The sequence below is a fragment of the Echinicola soli genome (assembly GCF_006575665.1).
GTDB lineage: Bacteria > Bacteroidota > Bacteroidia > Cytophagales > Cyclobacteriaceae > Echinicola > Echinicola soli.
In genome coordinates, this window is sequence record NZ_CP041253.1 from 3,390,100 (window position 1) to 3,407,551 (window position 17,452).

Sequence of the window (17,452 nt, forward strand, 5' to 3'; positions counted from 1 at the left end):
ATTATTTGTTTAATTCTTGGAGCTAACCCACGTAGTGCAATAGGTTTTTGATTAAATTAGCTCTTGCAGTGAGTTAAAGTACACCAACCCATAATCTGTCACCCATGACCAAACCCTATCTTTTTCATCTTGGAGAGAAGAAAAATTCAACCGGGAAATTAAATTTTTGGGAGGGAAGCCAGCTGCCATTTGAAGTGAAAAGGGCTTTTTGGATAACGGAGGTTCCTGCGGGAGGAGTCAGGGGAGTTCATGCTCACAAGCTGGACAATCAGATCACAGTTTGTCTTCAGGGAAGTGTGAAAATTGCCCTGGAAGACTTGAGCAATAACCGATATGAATTTATCCTTCAGGATTCCAAAGAAGCACTTTATTTACCGCGGTTGGTTTGGTCCACGTTTACTTTTACGGCAAACAGTGTGCTTTTGGTGCTGTCGGAAAGTGATTTTGACGAAGCTGATTATATAAGAAATAAAGAGGAATTTGATAAGCTTAAAGATGGACATCACGAATAATTATGATTTCGTATTACAGGAAAACCCCCAGCCAGATCACCCTTATTTTTTGCATGACTATTTGGTAGGAGAAGGCGAACGGTATTTTTGCGCCAAGTTGCTGAAAAAGCAGAAAGTAAGGGCATTGATCTTTGTCGTTCTGAAAGCTGATGGTAGAGCAATTTCCCTAAACAATGCCCCATTTGGTGGTCTCTGGGCGGAGAAGAAGATTTCCTCTGATAGTCTCCAATACCTGGTTTCCGAACTCCTCCAAGCACTAAAGGGGCTTGGGGCTGATCATTTTCGTGTCGTCCAGCCACCCAGTACCTATGATGAAAATAATCCGTTGGTCCATTATGTTTTAAAGAGCCAGGGGTTTCAGCTTGAAGGGATTTTATTGCACCATTTTTTGGAGGACAGGAAGTTTATAAAAGGATTTATCCATGCGAAGATTTCCAAACACAAAAAAAAGGTCAAAAAGCTTCAGTGCACGGTAGAGGCAAGCAGTATCAAGACGTTTAATTTTTTAAAGGACATTAAGCGGTGGCGTTCACAAAGGGGGCATGAATACAATGTCCAGGAAGAAAACCTCATCCAGCAAGTCAGCGCTTATCCAGACCGCTATTTCCTGGTGTCACTCTATCAGAATGAACAAGCCGCGGCCCATGCCCTATGCGTCAAATTGACTCCAAATAGCCTGTATTATTACCTGCCAGCGATCAATCCTTCCTTGCAGCAGGCATATACCGGGGAGGGATTGCTTTTTGAAGTGATTCGTCTGGGGGAATCCTTGGGCGTGGATTTTATTGATTTGGGCTCTTCAGACCTCGATGGCCAGCCCAACCATAATCTTATTCGCTACAAAATGAAAAATGCAAATAACGCTGGTAATAAGTTCATTTGGAACCTAAAGCTATAGAATGGATTATCCTCTGGTCAGTGTAATTGTCATTTGCCATAATCATAGCGATTATATTTTTGAAGCGCTCAATAGCGTTTTGGGGCAGGAATATCCATCGGTGCAAATCATTATAGTGGATAATGGAAGCCAGGATGAAAGTGTAGAAAAAATCAAAACCTGGCTATGGATGAACGATAAGGAACGATCGGTAAGGACGTTTCTCTATGAAAATCCCATTAATTACTGTGAGGCATTTAATGAGGCATTGGCATCAGCACTAGGTGATTATGTCATCGATCTATCGGGAGATGATGTGTTGAGGCCATTGCATATAAAAAAGTCGGTCAAGGAGCTTAAGGGGCATCCAGAGGCGGGGCTTTGCTCCAGCAATGCCAATCTGGTAAGCGAGGATGGATTGCAAATTGATACTTTTTTTCCTATAGACCAGCAAGGGAAAACCATGGGGTGGGTACCCCGTGGAGATGTATATGAGCAGGTGATCATGCGGTATTGTATCTGTACTCCGACGATCGTTTTTGATACACTTAAGTTGAAAAGGATCGGAGGATATAACGAAGAGTTGGTTTATGAGGATTTTGACATTATTACACGGCTTGCCCGAAAATATCCCTTTGCGTTTAGCGATCATCTAGGCACTGACAAACGGATACATGGGAGTTCCTTCTCACGCCAACAGTACCAGACCAAGTCATCTGCCATGCTTGAATCTACCGTGAAGGTCTGTCAAAATATAGCGATAATGAACAAGACTTCCTTGGAGCGAAAGGCGCTGATCTTTAGGTGTATGCACGAAGCGAAACATGCCTTGGGATCTGCCAATTTTGAATCCGCCGATAAATTGATCCATCTAGCAGAACGCCTTGGCGCCACCGGATTGGCTATTAAGTTTTTTAGGCTTTGGCATGAAATGAAGGTGGATGTTTCCTTTTTTTATGAGAAATTGAGAAAATGAAGATTATCCAACCACCACTTCGATGATATTACCGGTGTCAAAGTATTTTTTTCCCGATTCCATGACCTGTTCAGGCGTGAAATTCTTGAAAAACTGGAGTTGTTCCTCATAGAAATCGTAATCTAGTCCAGCATAATGGATGGCCTTAAACCTGTTGATCAGATCAAAGACGTTACTGAAACTGGACAGGAAATGCCCTGCCATAAAGTTTCGGACGATTTCCAGCTCTTCTGGGCAGACAGGAATGGTTTTCAATTTTTCTATTTCTGAATAGACTTCATTGATTACCTCATCGGCATAGCCTTTCTGGACATCAGCCATGACTACCCAGTAGTCAGATTTTTCGAGGCTTCCGATCGAGCTGTAAATGCCGTAGGTATAGCCTTTGTCTTCCCGAATGTTTTTGATTAGTCTACTGCCAAAGTAACCTCCCAGAATGGTGTTGAAAACGGTCAGTGCATGATAGTCTGGGTGGGTTTTGGGAATAAGGTGCTGACCAAGACGGAGACTGGATTGTACAGCTTTGTCCTTTACTTCGGTAAGCCGCTTTTCTGGCCAGATGATAAACTCATCAGGTTTCCTTTGGCTTCTATGGATAGTGAGGTCTTCGAAAGCCTCCATGATGCGGGTAATTTCCAAGTCGTTTAGGTTGCCGATGACGAATAGTTCAGGGCTGATCAGAAATTTTTCTTGGTAATAATCGGCCAATTTTTCCTTGGTTACCGCATTTACATGACGCTCTTCAGAGATAAAGCCAAAAGGGTGCGTGGTCCCAAAGAGAACTTTTCGATAAAGCTGGTTGGCCCGGGCACCATTTTGCTCTTGCTGCATGGTGATGGTCAGGGCTTTTTGGGACTTTCGCTTTTCCAGCTCTTTTTCCGGAAAAACAGCTTCAGTCAGGAGTGATCTGAATACTGGCAGGACACTGAGAAAGTGTTTTTTGGTGGTCAATAACGACACCCCCTGCTGCTCAAAGGTAGAAATTGTGTCCACTTCCGATGCATAGTGATCGAAGAAATTATCCAATTCAGGTGAGCTCATGGATTTGGTTCCTTCCAAGAGCATATTCAAGGTAAAGAAAGGCACTAGCCCATCTTCTTCTGGTAGCAATTGTTTATTGGATTCCGTGATGATTTCCACCTTGATCGCATCGATCTCTGGCGTAGGAATAAAATACAAAGGGACTCCGTTTTTTAGAGTCCGCTTTATAGGTTTGGTCAATTCTATCGATTCCGGAATTTTAAAATCCGGTGCTTTCGAGCGATCCAGTACTGTCATTACTTAGGGATATTATAGGCCAAGGAAAATCTTAAGGTCTCGGCCAATGGGTGATTTTGTTTTTGGGGAACCAGGTAGGAGAAATCAAAGCCTAATCGTTTGATGTCAAATCCTACTCCCATGGTGAAATATTGCCTTCCACCTTTATGTTTGTTTTCGTAGAAATAGCCTGTCCTCAGGGCAAACTTTTCCGCGTATTCGTACTCCACACCAAAGGAAATCATCAGTTCCTGCATTTCCTCACTAAAGCCATCAGGCGCATCGGCAAAGGAGCCGAACATGGCGCTCAGCAGGGGACGGTTTGGGTCTTTTCCTTGTTCGATTTCTGGGTTTCCATTAGAATCTATAATTAAGGAACCATCTTCATTGGTAGCATAGATCGGCGGGGTGGGAACCATCAGTTTGTTGAAGTCCAGGGCAAAGGTTAGGGCGTTGTTCTCATCCAAGGCCGTTTCGAGCGCGGTGCCTATTCGCAAGTTGGTAGGGATGTAATCGGCATCGTCGGAGCTATTGTAGGTAAGCTTTGGGCCAATATTGCTGATATTGGCACCCCATGACCAATAGGCTTCTTTATTGCTCAGCAAAATCTCCTTTCGCTGGTAAACACCCACATCCACGCCTACACTTATGCCCGGTTTGCTGTCTCCATTACCGTTGGAAGAAATGTTTCCCGCAATATTGGAATGAATAAACCGAGCGGAGATACCTAGGGAAAGTGTCTCGGAGAGTTTTCTGGAATAATTGGTACCGATGGCAATGTCCCTTGGGTTAAACTGACCGATATCTTGGCCAAACTGATCGGTAAGCTGAATGTCGCCCATGTTAAAATACCGTAAATCCACCCCCAATGTGGACATGTCATCGATCCGCATGTAGCCTGTCAGATAGCTCAGCGACATATCCGGAACCAGTTTTCCCAACCAAGGAGAATAAGAAAGTGCAAATCCCATGTCGTCTTCCACAAAAGCCAATTTGGCGGCATTCCAATGGATCGAATTGGCATCAGGTGTGGTGGCTACTCCCGCATCTCCCATGGCTGAATGCCTACTGTCAGGGGCAAAATTCAAAAAAGGTACCGCCGTAATGATTACCCTTCGGCCTTGGTCTTGACCAGAAACACGCACAGAATTTTGAGCTTCCGCCGAAAGAGCAGTGAAGGTGAATGCAGTTAAAAAAGTAAGCGCCTTTAAATAATCACTTGATTTCTTCATTGAATATTTATTTTTCCAATTGCCTGGTCCGAGGTTCCGTCCCTTTCGCTTGTTAGCTGTAATTCGTAAATATAAGTTCCTTTTGCGGGAATTTTCGTCATGTCTCTTAAAAAAATCCATTCGATATCGGTGATTTCTGTACTTGCTTTTGGATAACGTTTTTCCATCGAAAATATTTCCTGTCCTAATAAATTATAGATGGTCAACTCAAAAATTATACTTTCGTCGGGTCTATTATGTTTTATCTTGAAATAACTGATGTCATTTGTAGGATTCGGGTAATTTATAAATTTCAAAATCCTCAAATTTTCACTCCCTTGGACTTTAATCTTCAAAACTTGGGTACTGCTATTGCCGAAATTATCATAAGCGGTTAATTCCAGGGTGTTCATTCCCTCTTCTAATCCATCAAGGGGCATTTCGATGATGCCTGTGCTGTAATTGCTGTTAATCGCGTGATAATGGTCATTTAGGATGATGGGCGAATGGCCATTGACCTGAAGACTGATGTCTTGATCTTTACCTGAAGCGGTCTGAATGCCGCTTTTGTCCTTTAGAGATGCGATGAAGGTGATCTGGGTGGATGCCGTGGTGGCGGGACTATTTGTCGTATCATTGGCAAATAGTCGAATGATAGGACCATTTTGATCGGATTGATCAGTAGGGGGGGCATGGCCTATGGGGATGGACCTAGCCTGCATGGCTTCGAAGGTAGTCGAGCTAGAAGAAGCAAAGACCCTTATCGTTCCCCTAGAGAGGGTTGTTTGAGGACTGATGAAGAGGTCAGCGGTAAAATGGCCATTTGTGACCGTTCCTGTTCCACGATATAGGATGTTGTTTAGGTCTTGATAAGTACCGGGGGCACCTTCATCACCATTGGTTTTTACGACAGTAGGTTCACCCAAGATTTCCAATAAAAATGTCCCCTGAAAGTTATCGACCGGTAGCGTGGTGACCGGATCAAGGACGGAGCCTTTGATGGTGGATTTTTGACCGATAAAAAGCGAGTCATTAGGTGTTTTGCCAGGAGATAATAGTTGGAGGTCGACTGTCAGTTCAGGACGGGCCAAGCAAAGACTGGGGTCGCCAAGAAGGGAAAAGTTCCGGTTATAGGGGCCGTTTAGGCTGTTATTCTTTGTGGCCTTAAAAATATCCCCAAGCTGGAGTCCTTTTCCAGCACCGTTTTCCTGAATCGCTGTAATGAAGGCTTTGTTCAATTCAAAATTGATGCTGCTAAAAACCGGTCTTCCTGTGGTCAGCAGGGCAATAGCACCTTTGTTTTTGGCCATCAACAGTTCTTCAGCTCCGGATCTTAAATAGGGACTGTCATGACGGCCAAACTCACAAGTCGCCGTGACAATCAGCGGAAAGTGCTTGGTTTCGGGCCAGTCCTGAAGATCATTTACTTGAAAGATCCTTTCTGCCGCAAGGGTGTTTTCATTGCCATGGCCTATATAATTGATGAGCAATAATCCATCTTCCACGCTTTTTGCCAATGCTGCCTTCGCTTCTGGAGCGGTTTGGAAGCTGCCTTCATCGATTTGTTCGAATGCATCCAGGTAGAGTTTTTGTACGTCATAGGCTGGGCTGTTTTGGGAAATAGTGGAGGTGTGGGTTTCGCTATGGTTAAGGTGGATGTTTTGGTCCCCATCATCAGCCACGAAAAGCAATTGTCTTTTCCATTTGCCAAGTTGCGGTGACTGCGTTTCGTATTGGATGATCTTTTCTACTACATTTCGGGCTTCCTGGAAATTGATGACAGGGATCCGTCCAACTCCAATGGACAGCGGGAGGTCTCCTTGCTCTGTTTCTTGCCATTCTCCTTGGCCAAATTCCAAAAAACCAAAATAGTCATCCGAGCTGAAGGATGTCAATGGATGGAGGCTGTTCCGGCTGCTGTAAGTGGGGACGAGATTGGGTCGGCCGGCACTGATGTTTTTATAGTCAAAGGTGCCTTTCCCAAAAAACAGTACGTTTTGCAGGGTCTTGTGGAGGTGGTATTGGTCAGCAAGAAAATTACGGATGGCCGTGACATCCCTGGTGCCATAATTATAGCTGTCGTATATATCCTGTGCGGTAACCACAGCAGTACTTATTCCTATGCTACGCTTAAAATCCGCCAGTTTATTGGCTTGAAACAAGAGTGATGGTGCTGTGATCACCACCAATTCGGCAGCATTAATTTGCCGGAGGTTCAGGCTTACTTTGCTGAGCTGATTGATAACTGGTGTTTCACCGGTCTTGGCAATAGCCACTCGGTGGAATGGCGCCAGCGTTGCCTTTCCGTTTTCGTCCAAAAGGGTGAAAGGCTCCTCGAAGTGGGTAATGTCCCAGCAAAGCAAGCCATCCTCATGACCGATTGAAACAGGTTGCTGTTTATCGAGATTGATGTAAATACCTTCTTGAATTTGTCCAGCATTATGCGGAAGTCCTAATAGAAAATGATCCAAAAAACCTACGGCATTCGGATCGCTGCTTTCCAGGTCAATATTAAACTGCGTAGGGTTTCCTACATCCACGTATTCTGTAAATCCTGTTACGGACTTTTCCCGTCCTTTGAGTCCATAAGTGGATGGGGGAATAGCAGGAATAGAGATCGTGAAAAATTCATTCTGTTGACTTCTGAGCTTCAGTGCTGCTGTACTAGTAGATTGCGCCATGAGATTGGCCTGATAATAAATTGGCCCCTCATGGTAGCTGTCCACATGGATGTTAAAAGAAGCTATTCCACCAGCGCGGACCCTGTTTCCGTACCATTTTCTACCTGAAGAAAGCAGGTTTAGCTCCTCCTTTTTATAGGGATAAAGGGAATAAAGTAATGAATGCCCGGACGAGGATTTGGGCACCGGGGGTGTTTTTTGTATGGTGGTTACGCGTTTTGGAGACGGTACATTGGTTTTGATAAGATAATAGGCGGTATCAGTATAGGTGTGGTGGATGTACTGCAGGCTATCATCTTCCAGGGATAATTGATGAGGTCCTTCCAGATAGACATATAAGCGGTCGTTTTTGAGAAGGGAAGGAAGTTCTTGAAGTTGGTTTGCACCTTCTTCCAGCTTTTGCGGGAGCATGCCACTGGAGCCGTAAAAGGCGATTTTTTCCAAATTAGTACCATTCAGCTGCGGTACTTCTGCGGCTGAAAGCTGATAGATGCCGGATTGGGTGATCGGAAACTTATAGTAGGATGATTGGGCAAATAATTGATCACCTGCTTCAAGTAGGGCCAAACAGGTAAAAAGAGTGTATTTCAGTATGTCAGAAATCAGTTTCATGAAGGGTTAACCCTGCTTTCGATCAAGGAAAGCAAGATATAGCTGATGATGATGAAGGGTATTCCTGCTAATCCCAGCCATAAGACACTTACTGCCCCGATCGCAATGACCAAATATCGAAAGACATTCTCTTTTGCGTGAAAATTTTTGAATTTCAGGGCAATTAGAGGAAGTTCTGCAGTTAATAACAGCGCCATGATGAGCGTCAGTCCAAGTAGAAAAATACTGTTTTGTATCATGTCCCCCGCCCAAGCAAAGCGTTCTGCAAGAAAAGGAAGGGTACAGATTAAGAGTGCATTGGCAGGAGTAGGAACACCGATAAACCGATCGGATTGCCGCGTGTCAATATTGAACTTTGCCAGTCGCATCGCAGACTGAATGCCTATCAAAAATGCGATAAAGGGAACATATCCTGTGGGAAAAGGGGTTTTCAATAGTTGAAAAAGCACAAAAGATGGCAGTACGCCAAAGGTCACCATGTCCGCAAGGGAATCCAGTTGTTTTCCTATTTCACTGTGGACTTTCAGTAACCTGGCCACCATGCCATCCAAGAAATCAAAGACCGCAGCGATCATGATAAAATAGGTAGCCGCAAAGAGGTTTCCTTCCAGCACGAAAAATATTCCCGCCATTCCACTGGCGAGGTTCATGCAGGTAATTGCATTTGGAATGTGTTTTTTGATATTCAAAATTAGGCGTGTTTTCCTACAAAAGGGTTGTGGATCTTTTCATGGCCGATCAGCGTGGCCGGTCCGTGTCCCGGATAGACTTTTACATCATCGGGAAGCACAAAAAGCTTGGTTTTGATAGCGTCGAGCAAGGTCTGATGATCACCCCCAGGAAGATCGGTACGCCCAATGCTCCCCTGAAACAAGGTGTCACCACCAATACAGGTTTTACTTTCTGGATGGTAAAATACTACGTGGCCCGGGGCATGGCCCGGTACCCAGATTACTTCCAGCGTTGTATCGCCAAAGGTGATTTTGTCTTCTTCCTCCAAATACTTTTCCGCCTCACAGGGAGTGTATGCTGGAAATCCGTAATTGGAGGCATAAGAGCTGACAGCCATGAGGACTGGCTCATCTTTGGGATGGATTTCCAGGGGAAGGCCATACGACTGGTTTATGAAATAATTACCTAAAACATGATCAATGTGACAGTGTGTGTTCAGTAATCGTACAGGAGTGAGGCCTTTCGAAAGAATAAAATTCTTTAATGTTTCCTGTTCGTCCTTAGCATAGCATCCGGGATCGATGATCACCGCTTTTTTGGTGTCGTCGTACAGGATATAGCAGTTTTCCTGAAAGGGGTTAAACGTGAAAGTTTGTACATTAAGCATCGTCGAAACATTTTTGAATTCATGCCAAAATAACAAAGAAAGAAATTAATTTTGGGTATGGAAGTAGATTTTTTACTCATTGGACAAGGCATAGCAGGTACCGTTTTATCCTATCGGTTGATCAAAGCAGGGAAGTCTGTTTTGGTGATTGATCAGGCCGATGCGAATAACAGCAGTAGAGTAGCCGCAGGACTGTTTAATCCCATCACAGGGCGTAAAATGGTCAAAACCTGGAATGCAGATCGTCTTTTCCCAGCCATAAAACCACTATATGGTGACTTGGAAAAGCTGTTGGGGAAGCGGCTCATGTATGCCAAAAACATTTATCGCCCGTTTTTCAGCATTGAGGAGCAAAATGAGTGGATGGGAAAGAGCTGCGATGCGGAGGTACAGGATTATTTAGAGGAAGTCAGGACAAAGCCGTTATATGAGGAAGTTAACGACCCTTTTGGAGGCATTATGCTCAAAAATGCCGGCTATGTGGATATCAATACGTTGCTGGATGCTTATAGTGGTTGGTTAGCCGAAAATGGCCAGCTAGAGAGGAGACATTTTGACGAAGGTTTGCTCACCTATCAAGCAGGTAAATGGCACTATGAAGGAGTGAAGGCTTCGGCGGTAGTTTATTGCAGTGGTCTGGGTGCTGCCAAAAGTTCGTACTTTGATTGGTTGCCTTTTGCACCAGTAAAAGGAGAAATTCTCGAGATGGAGAGTGATTTTGCCCCTGCTGAAATCATCAATAGAGGTGTTTTCAGGATTACCATGCCCGACAAGAGGATCAGGGTGGGGTCCACCTACAGCTGGCATGATTTGGACCAAGGGCCCACTGATCGGGGGAAAGCGGAGATTTTGGAAAGATTGGAGAAGATCGTCCCGAGCAAGGCTGGTAAGCTGTCGAGCCATCGTGTGGGCATTAGGCCTGCCACTAAGGACCGAAAACCATTTCTGGGAAAACATCCTGCTGCCGAAAGCGTTTATATCTTCAATGGATTTGGTGCGAAAGGGGTTTCTTTAGTACCTTATTACAGCAAGATCATGCTCGGGTTATTATTGGAAGGTAGCGAACCTGAAAAAGATGTTAACATAAGTCGATTTTTTAAGTATATTTAAAACTAAGACAATAAAAACAGATCAATGAAGGTAAAATTAGTTTTTATTTATTTTACACTACTCTGGCTAGGCTCCTATTCCGTCTCGAATGCTCAATTTGACCAAGAGCGCTTTGGAAAGAACAGAATACAGCACCACGAATTTGATTGGTATTTTTTTTCATCCAATAATTTTGAGGTGTACTATTACGGTGGGGGCAGGGACAATGCCCGGATGGCCATCGACTATTTGGAGAATGAATTTGAGCGGATCACCCAGATGATAGGTTATGTCGCGTATACGAAGCCAAAAATTTTTATTTACAATAGCCGTGAGGAATGGCTCGAAAGCAATCTAGATCTTAAAAAGGAAAGTTATTCGGTCAATGGAGAGACCTTCTTTTCCAAGCTGTTGGCAGAGGTGCCTTATACAGGTGATTGGGCTTCTTTTAAAGATGAGTTATTGTACAGGACTAGCAAGGTGATCGTTGAGGAGATGCTGTATGGCAGCACCATTGCGGATGCTTTTCAATCAAATCTGATCAATAGTTTTCCGGAATGGTTTATTGATGGGACCGCGCTTTATTTGGCGAAAGGCTGGAGTTTGGAAATGGATGATTATGTGAGGCATTACCTGAAGGGGAATGATAATCCAAAACTTTATAAGCTCAGTGAAAGGGAAGCATCCTTGGTGGGACAGTCTATATGGAATTTTATTGTGCAGAAATATGGAAAGCGATACGTTTCGAGTATCCTGAACCTTAGCAGAATCAATAGAAATGAGGAAAACAGCATTGCCAATACGTTAGGGGTAGGCTATGAGAGTTTTGCTGAGCAATGGCGGACATATTACACCACGGTAAATGAGCCTGTATTTTCAACGTTTAAAGAGCCTACCCAAGAAAATATCATCGCATCCACTAAGAAAAATGAAGATGGATCGATCAATGATATAAAATTCAGTCCTGATGCGGAGCATTTGGCTTATGTTATCAATAACAACGGTAAATTTAAAGTGATCGTCAGAAACCTTTCCTCTAATAATGAAGTCACCGTTTTTAAAGGAGGAACTTCCACCGATGATCAAGAACCTAATTTCACCTCCCCGGTGATTGCTTGGCGCGATACGTTGAATTTGACCATCGCGACCTTTAAGCGGGGATTGACCACATTGCGCATGAGGAGTATCGATGGCAGTAGCCAGGATAAGATTTTTCTCCGTAACATCACTCAGATCAACAGCCTCGATTTTTCTCCAAATGGAAAAAATATGGTGCTTTCGGCTCAGTCCGGAGGGAAAACGAATATTTATACGCTTGACCTAAGGGGCCGGGGAAGAAGGCTGACCAATGATGTTTTTGATGATATTACCCCTGTCTTTGTCAATGATTCTACGATCGTTTATGCTTCCAACCATGCCGATTTGCCGGATAGCGTGCTTACTCGCGCCCCTGATGTCCGGGAATTGCCCGATTACTTTAATTTGTTTAAGCTGGAATTAGGCGATAGTCTGGTGACGACCAAGCTTACTAATATGAATTCAAAGAATTTCATGCCACGACCGATGAACCAGAATTTTGTGCTTCATCTTAGCGACCAAAGTGGCATTTATAATCTTATGCGTTATGGCCTTGGCAGCGAGGTGTCCAGTCAGGTTTCCGCCTTCAATACCAGTGTGGAGACATTTGATTTTTCACCGTTGATAAACAAGTGGGCGTATGCCTATAAGGAAGGTACCGGCAGTAAGTTGGTGCTGGAATCTTATCCCAACATAGATCAATTTACACCTGGCACACCGCGAATTCAGCTTAATCAAGCCAAGAAATTAAACGAACGCTTGGCTGAAAGGAGGCTGGAAAAGCAGCAAGATGAGGAAGTAGAGGAAGAAGAAACTGTTCCTGCACGATTGGCACCAGAAATAGAGGATCCCATGACTATTGATTCCATACCCCGGTCATCCAATAAAACTGGTGCCATCAATGTGGATCGATTGCGATTTGAGCACCATTCAGGGATCAATACGGAAAATTACAGCTTCGATACAGTGCCCACGCCGCAGGAGCAAAGGGAAGGAAGGTTGGCATCCGGAAAAAGCGATATTTTGGAAGCTTTCAGGAAGCAAAGCCTTAAAAATACGGTAAGAGGGCCGAGGGACTATATGCCACAAGTTCAGGCCAATAGCTTGCGTACCACCTTTGTGGTGGATCCGCTGAGAGGCTTCGGTTTGAATATCGAAGGTAAGATGACCGAGCTCCTGCACAACCATGTCTTCCAGGGGGGCATCATGACACCATTGGATTTTAGGTCTGGGAGTGATGTGTATTTTGAGTATGAATACCTGAAAAGCCGTATCGACTATCGAGTGCGCTTTGACAGGAGAGCGTTGGTGATTTCGGAAGGAGATGCCACCTACCAGCGTTATGTGCTTACCAAGGGTGAACTTGGATTCTCCTATCCCTTTACGGAGCATGCGAGGCTTACACTTGCTCCCTTCTATGCCAAAACCCAGTACTTTAATTTAAATCCTGATTCATTGGTCTTGGGAAGTGAAGGGCCCAATAACCGCTTTGATGTACATTATGTTGGTGGAAAAGCCGAGCTGGTGGTGGACAAGACCAGATTGCTAGGGCTTCACATGGAGCAAGGGTTTAAGGGAAAAGTAGGATTTAAGCATTATCAGGGCATTGATGAAGGGGATAGATCATTCAGTAACTTTTACCTTGATCTAAGAAACTATCAAAAAATCCATAAGAATATCACGTTTGCAACGAAGCTTTTTGCAGGATCCTTTATGGGGAGCAATCCGCAGAGTTATTTGGTGGGCGGTATGAAAAACTGGTTGTTCAATGAGTTTTACGAGCCACCATCAAATCGCCCGGAGCCATCGCCAGTGAGAAATCGGGATGGTGTCGAAAATTCGAATATCCTCTTTGCGGAGTTTGTAGACCTCAGAGGTTATGATTATGATGAAATCCGAGGCAGGAATGTGGTGACCTTTTCTGCAGAACTGAGAATTCCGCTGTTCTCGTACTTGTCCCGTGGAAATATAGCTTCTAATTTTATTAAGAACTTCCAGTTGGTGGGCTTTTATGATGCAGGATCATCCTGGAATGATGCCGCTCCTTGGGAACGTGTAAATGACCAAAATACGGAGGTCATCAATACAGAGGGATCACCCTTTAATATTACACTCAATAACTTTAACAACCCTTGGTTACAAAGTTATGGTGGAGGCCTCAGGACGGTATTGCTGAACTATTACGTGAAATTTGATACGGCTTGGCCGATAAGAAATTATGAAGTGGATGATCCGAGATTCTATGTGACCCTGGGATATAATTTCTAAAATGAGTTGAATTGTTTAAGTTTGCTGCATGATTAAATCCATGACCGGCTATGGTGTAGCCAATTTTGAAAATGACCGCTATATTATCAGCGCGGAAATCAAAACGTTAAATTCCAAGTTTCTGGACTTTAACCTTCGCAGTCCCCGACAATTTTCTGATCGAGAGATAGAGATAAGGGGACTGGTATCAGGTATTTTGGAAAGGGGAAAGGTAAATCTCAACATTGAGTTTACGGCTAAATCCAGTACAGATTTACCTGTGAGTATTAACCAAGAACTCTTCGAGACCTACTTTGATACTTATAAGGCGATGGCCTCAAAAGTGGGAGTGAATGACAGCTCGGATTTGTTCAGGATGGCAATTCAAGCACCCAATGTGGTCACCGCCATGACGGATAAATCAGATGACCAAGATGAGTGGGAAGCAGTAAAAAAGGTAGTGATGGAGGCAGCACAAAAGTGTGATGACTTCAGAAAAGATGAAGGCGATACACTCTATCAAAAGTTTAAAGAAAACCTGGAAGTCATCTCGAAAGGGCTGGACGAAATCCAAAAGGAAGAGCCTAAGCGAAAAGAGCGTATTAAAAACAGGATCACGAATAACTTTAAAGACTGGATAGAAGAAAATTCCTTTGATGAAAATCGATTCGAACAGGAATTGATCTACTATTTTGAGAAGTTGGACATTACGGAGGAGATCGTCAGGCTTTCCACACACCTAGGATACTTTGACAAGACCATGGCCTCCTCCAATAGCCAAGGCAAAAAGCTGGGCTTTATCAGCCAGGAGATCGGTAGGGAGATCAATACCATCGGATCCAAGGCCAATGATGCGGCTATCCAGCGGCATGTGATCATTATGAAGGATGAGTTGGAAAAGATAAAAGAGCAGGCGCTGAATATCATTTAAAAATATCAAATAGGCGGTGTTGTACGAAGTTCGGGGTGTCAAGACCGAAGTACATGACCAATTTAGAAAATCAGTAACAATGAAGCAATATCATCAATTACTACAGCATATACTGGACACTGGAGTCCAAAAAGGCGATCGTACAGGGACCGGTACATTAAGTGTGTTTGGCTACCAGATGCGTTTTGACCTGCAAGATGGATTTCCGCTGGTGACGACCAAAAAGTGCCATTTGAAATCGATTATTTATGAACTGCTGTGGTTTTTGAAAGGGGATACGAATATCCAATACCTGCAAGATCATAAGATCAAGATTTGGGATGAATGGGCAGATGAAAATGGTGACCTTGGGCCGGTGTACGGCTATCAGTGGCGTCATTGGCCGGATGGTAAAGGCGGTGAGATCGACCAGATCAAAAACTTGATCCAACAGCTTAAAAACAACCCCAATTCCCGAAGACTTTTGGTAAGTGCTTGGAATGTGGCCGATGTGGATAATATGGCCTTGCCTCCGTGCCATACGATGTTCCAGTTTTATGTGGCGGAAGGAAAACTCTCTTGCCAGTTATATCAGCGAAGTGCCGATGTGTTTTTGGGAGTTCCTTTTAACATCGCTTCCTACGCACTTTTTACCATGATGATGGCCCAAGCGTGTAATTTAGAGCCTGGCGAATTTATCCATACATTTGGTGATGCACACTTATATTCCAATCACCTTGATCAGGCCAAATTACAGCTTTCCAGGGATTGCAGGTCCTTGCCCACCATGAAGATCAATCCAGCCGTGAAGGATATCTTTTCGTTTGAGTACGAAGATTTCGAACTGCTAAACTATGATCCACATCCTCACATCAAAGCGGCAGTGTCGGTTTAGCCCGGATTCAATGCCGTTTTAGCTAAGAGCAGACAGTGACAAGGCTGTCATTCCGACGAATGTCTGAAAGAGCAATATTGTGAGATTGAAAAATTAGCTATTACTTTAATTGAATAGGCTTTCCACTATTTCAATTGAGTGGGTATCAAATTCCTTGTTTTCGATCTTTTGAAGATAGGCGATCCCAGAAACATTAGTGGTAAAAACCTGATCGGCAGAAAGCAGGTCATCTTTCGTGAATTTTCCTTCCATTACCGAAATGCCTTGTTGCATTAGGTGCTTGAGCAAGGCTCCCCTAGCGACGCCTGCGATGCAGCTGCAGCTTAGCGACGGTGTGTAGAAGGTGCTTTCTTTCATCCAAAACAAGTTTGCGATGCCTGATTCGGAAATATAATCTGATGAATCCTTTAAAATGACCTCGTCCATGCCTTGCTCATGACGTTCGATATTGGCCATGACATAGGTGAGTGCGTTGAGGGTTTTACAATGGGACCAAGGGCTTTTGGGAACAGTAATTTCAGTACTGATATATGCTGTTCTCTTTATCGTTTGGGAAGGAGTGGCTTTTTGGATGAGGATAAGTTCACGGGCTTCATGGTTTTGGGGAGTGTATTTTCCCAATCCGCCGCGGTAAACATTCCATCGCACCCTTAATGGTGCTCCTCCAAATTGTTCGCCTAGGAACCTTTCCAATGCCACGATGGAAGTTAACTTTTCGTCGCTAATTTTTAATTGCTGAAGACCTTCTTTTAGTCGGGCCCGATGTGCTTGGCGAAAGCGGATTTTCCCATTTATGAAGAGCATGGTTTCAAACAGGCCGTCACCAAAATAGGCAGCTCTGTTCGCCAATTCAGACGGCGCGTGAATAAACGCTCCTTGCGGGGAAGGATGGATTAAAATTGTATCGTTATCGAACGGTTGTGTGTTCATTACCGGTCAAATGAGCTTGTTGTTAAACTATTTATCAAGTGAATTTAAGTTAAAATGTATGGATAATGATTATGATTTGAGGAATTAAAACCATATTCAGTGATTATTGAATCATAAGTATTAGATTAGCATAGTACTTGAAAGTGTAAACCCCAAATATGACAAGAAAAAGTAGTGTCTTTGATATGATAGGTCCCGTGATGATAGGCCCATCTTCATCTCATACGGCAGGTGTAGTGCGCATTGCAAGGGCCGCAATCAAGGTGTTGGGCGGAATTCCTGATGAGGCCGTGATAACCTTCTACAATTCTTTTGCCCGGACGTATGAAGGTCATGGCAGTGATAAGGCCATCATAGGAGGTCTTATGGATATGAAAACTGACGATGCTCGGATAAAACAGGCCTTTGAGCTTGCTGAAGAGCGTGGATTGACTTATATTTTTAAGTCAATCGGTAATGCTTCGGTATTTCATCCCAATACGATCAAGCTAAACCTGGCCAGGGGAGATAGGAAAGTAGAAGTGATCGGAGAAAGTTTGGGCGGCGGACTGATCAATATAAAATCCATCGATGGATTTCACGCTGAATTTTCCGCACAAGAACATACGCTGATCATTAAGGCGAATGATGTCTCGGGAGCAATTGCGTTTATTACCAGTATTTTGGCACAGGAACAAGCCAATATCGCGACGATGTCCGTATCAAGAAAGGGTAAGCGTGATATGGCCTGTCATGTTATAGAGATGGATTCTGGCCTCAATGCCATTACCATTAAGTATTTAGAGAGTATCAGTTGGATTCATGAATTAATTTACATTCCGGATATTGACCTATAGTTA

The 17,452-nt window shown here is 43.8% G+C and carries 14 protein-coding genes; 8 read left to right on the forward strand and 6 right to left on the reverse strand.

Annotated elements, in window-relative coordinates; genetic code table 11:
* Positions 1-104 precede the first annotated feature (104 nt).
* The 3 genes from FKX85_RS13375 to FKX85_RS13385 are packed head-to-tail and all read left to right on the forward strand — an operon-like array spanning position 105 to position 2,365.
* Entirely contained in the window at positions 105-512 is a 408-nt protein-coding gene (locus FKX85_RS13375; RefSeq protein WP_141615204.1) for a sugar 3,4-ketoisomerase, read from the forward strand.
* On the forward strand, positions 496-1,410 hold the full coding sequence (locus FKX85_RS13380; RefSeq protein WP_141615205.1) for a GNAT family N-acetyltransferase: 915 nt from the start codon (positions 496-498) through the stop codon (positions 1,408-1,410). Before FKX85_RS13375 ends, FKX85_RS13380 begins: the two co-directional genes overlap by 17 nt.
* Before the next feature lies 1 nt (position 1,411).
* Positions 1,412-2,365: a glycosyltransferase gene (locus FKX85_RS13385; protein ID WP_141615206.1), complete on the forward strand. Its 954-nt coding sequence runs from the start codon at positions 1,412-1,414 to the stop codon at positions 2,363-2,365.
* Between the two features lie 3 nt (positions 2,366-2,368).
* Here the strand turns inward: FKX85_RS13385 and FKX85_RS13390 are convergent, their stop codons facing one another.
* From FKX85_RS13390 to FKX85_RS13410, 5 genes are read right to left on the reverse strand one after another with little or no spacing between them, the layout of a single operon-like run.
* Positions 2,369-3,643: a M16 family metallopeptidase gene (locus FKX85_RS13390; protein ID WP_141615207.1), complete on the reverse strand. Its 1,275-nt coding sequence runs from the start codon at positions 3,641-3,643 to the stop codon at positions 2,369-2,371.
* The gene (gene porV / locus FKX85_RS13395) at positions 3,643-4,854 is read right to left on the reverse strand and encodes a type IX secretion system outer membrane channel protein PorV (protein ID WP_141615208.1); all 1,212 of its coding nucleotides are present in this window, start codon (positions 4,852-4,854) and stop codon (positions 3,643-3,645) included. The genes FKX85_RS13390 and porV overlap by 1 nt, the downstream gene beginning before the upstream one ends.
* The gene (gene porU / locus FKX85_RS13400; protein WP_141615209.1) at positions 4,851-8,126 is read right to left on the reverse strand and encodes a type IX secretion system sortase PorU; all 3,276 of its coding nucleotides are present in this window, start codon (positions 8,124-8,126) and stop codon (positions 4,851-4,853) included. The genes porV and porU overlap by 4 nt, the downstream gene beginning before the upstream one ends.
* On the reverse strand, positions 8,123-8,815 hold the full coding sequence (gene pssA, locus FKX85_RS13405; RefSeq protein ID WP_141615210.1) for a CDP-diacylglycerol--serine O-phosphatidyltransferase: 693 nt from the start codon (positions 8,813-8,815) through the stop codon (positions 8,123-8,125). The genes porU and pssA overlap by 4 nt, the downstream gene beginning before the upstream one ends.
* A 2-nt stretch (positions 8,816-8,817) precedes the next feature.
* On the reverse strand, positions 8,818-9,465 hold the full coding sequence (locus FKX85_RS13410) for an MBL fold metallo-hydrolase (protein WP_141615211.1): 648 nt from the start codon (positions 9,463-9,465) through the stop codon (positions 8,818-8,820).
* A gap of 57 nt (positions 9,466-9,522) precedes the next feature.
* Between FKX85_RS13410 and FKX85_RS13415 the strand changes: the two genes are divergently transcribed.
* The 4 genes from FKX85_RS13415 to FKX85_RS13430 all read left to right on the forward strand — a co-directional run bounded on the left by FKX85_RS13415 (position 9,523) and on the right by FKX85_RS13430 (position 15,683).
* A complete protein-coding gene (locus FKX85_RS13415; protein ID WP_141615212.1) occupies positions 9,523-10,575 on the forward strand; it encodes an NAD(P)/FAD-dependent oxidoreductase in 1,053 nt (350 codons plus the stop codon).
* 24 nt (positions 10,576-10,599) lie between these two features.
* Positions 10,600-13,899 (forward strand): biopolymer transporter Tol, encoded by a 3,300-nt coding sequence (locus FKX85_RS13420; RefSeq protein ID WP_141615213.1) that lies wholly within the window; start codon positions 10,600-10,602, stop codon positions 13,897-13,899.
* Positions 13,900-13,927: 28 nt separating this feature from the next.
* On the forward strand, positions 13,928-14,809 hold the full coding sequence (locus FKX85_RS13425; RefSeq protein ID WP_141615214.1) for a YicC/YloC family endoribonuclease: 882 nt from the start codon (positions 13,928-13,930) through the stop codon (positions 14,807-14,809).
* A 79-nt stretch (positions 14,810-14,888) separates the two neighbouring features.
* On the forward strand, positions 14,889-15,683 hold the full coding sequence (locus FKX85_RS13430) for a thymidylate synthase (RefSeq protein WP_141615215.1): 795 nt from the start codon (positions 14,889-14,891) through the stop codon (positions 15,681-15,683).
* Positions 15,684-15,788: 105 nt separating this feature from the next.
* Here the strand turns inward: FKX85_RS13430 and FKX85_RS13435 are convergent, their stop codons facing one another.
* Entirely contained in the window at positions 15,789-16,613 is an 825-nt protein-coding gene (locus FKX85_RS13435; RefSeq protein ID WP_141615216.1) for an aminotransferase class IV, read from the reverse strand.
* Between the two features lie 158 nt (positions 16,614-16,771).
* Here FKX85_RS13435 and sdaAB point away from each other — a divergent pair, with 158 nt between their 5' ends.
* On the forward strand, positions 16,772-17,449 hold the full coding sequence (gene sdaAB / locus FKX85_RS13440; RefSeq protein ID WP_141615217.1) for an L-serine ammonia-lyase, iron-sulfur-dependent subunit beta: 678 nt from the start codon (positions 16,772-16,774) through the stop codon (positions 17,447-17,449).
* The last annotated feature ends 3 nt before the right edge of the window (positions 17,450-17,452 follow it).

Coding starts and splice junctions, on each gene's coding strand:
- FKX85_RS13430 (WP_141615215.1), top strand. CDS start 14,889: ATGAAGCAATATCATCAATTACTACAGCATATACTGGACACTGGAGTC.
- FKX85_RS13380 (WP_141615205.1), top strand. CDS start 496: ATGGACATCACGAATAATTATGATTTCGTATTACAGGAAAACCCCCAG.
- FKX85_RS13375 (WP_141615204.1), top strand. CDS start 105: ATGACCAAACCCTATCTTTTTCATCTTGGAGAGAAGAAAAATTCAACC.
- sdaAB (WP_141615217.1), top strand. CDS start 16,772: ATGACAAGAAAAAGTAGTGTCTTTGATATGATAGGTCCCGTGATGATA.
- FKX85_RS13385 (WP_141615206.1), top strand. CDS start 1,412: ATGGATTATCCTCTGGTCAGTGTAATTGTCATTTGCCATAATCATAGC.
- porU (WP_141615209.1), bottom strand. CDS start 8,126: ATGAAACTGATTTCTGACATACTGAAATACACTCTTTTTACCTGTTTG.
- FKX85_RS13415 (WP_141615212.1), top strand. CDS start 9,523: ATGGAAGTAGATTTTTTACTCATTGGACAAGGCATAGCAGGTACCGTT.
- FKX85_RS13390 (WP_141615207.1), bottom strand. CDS start 3,643: ATGACAGTACTGGATCGCTCGAAAGCACCGGATTTTAAAATTCCGGAA.
- FKX85_RS13425 (WP_141615214.1), top strand. CDS start 13,928: ATGATTAAATCCATGACCGGCTATGGTGTAGCCAATTTTGAAAATGAC.
- FKX85_RS13420 (WP_141615213.1), top strand. CDS start 10,600: ATGAAGGTAAAATTAGTTTTTATTTATTTTACACTACTCTGGCTAGGC.
- FKX85_RS13435 (WP_141615216.1), bottom strand. CDS start 16,613: ATGAACACACAACCGTTCGATAACGATACAATTTTAATCCATCCTTCC.
- porV (WP_141615208.1), bottom strand. CDS start 4,854: ATGAAGAAATCAAGTGATTATTTAAAGGCGCTTACTTTTTTAACTGCA.
- FKX85_RS13410 (WP_141615211.1), bottom strand. CDS start 9,465: ATGCTTAATGTACAAACTTTCACGTTTAACCCCTTTCAGGAAAACTGC.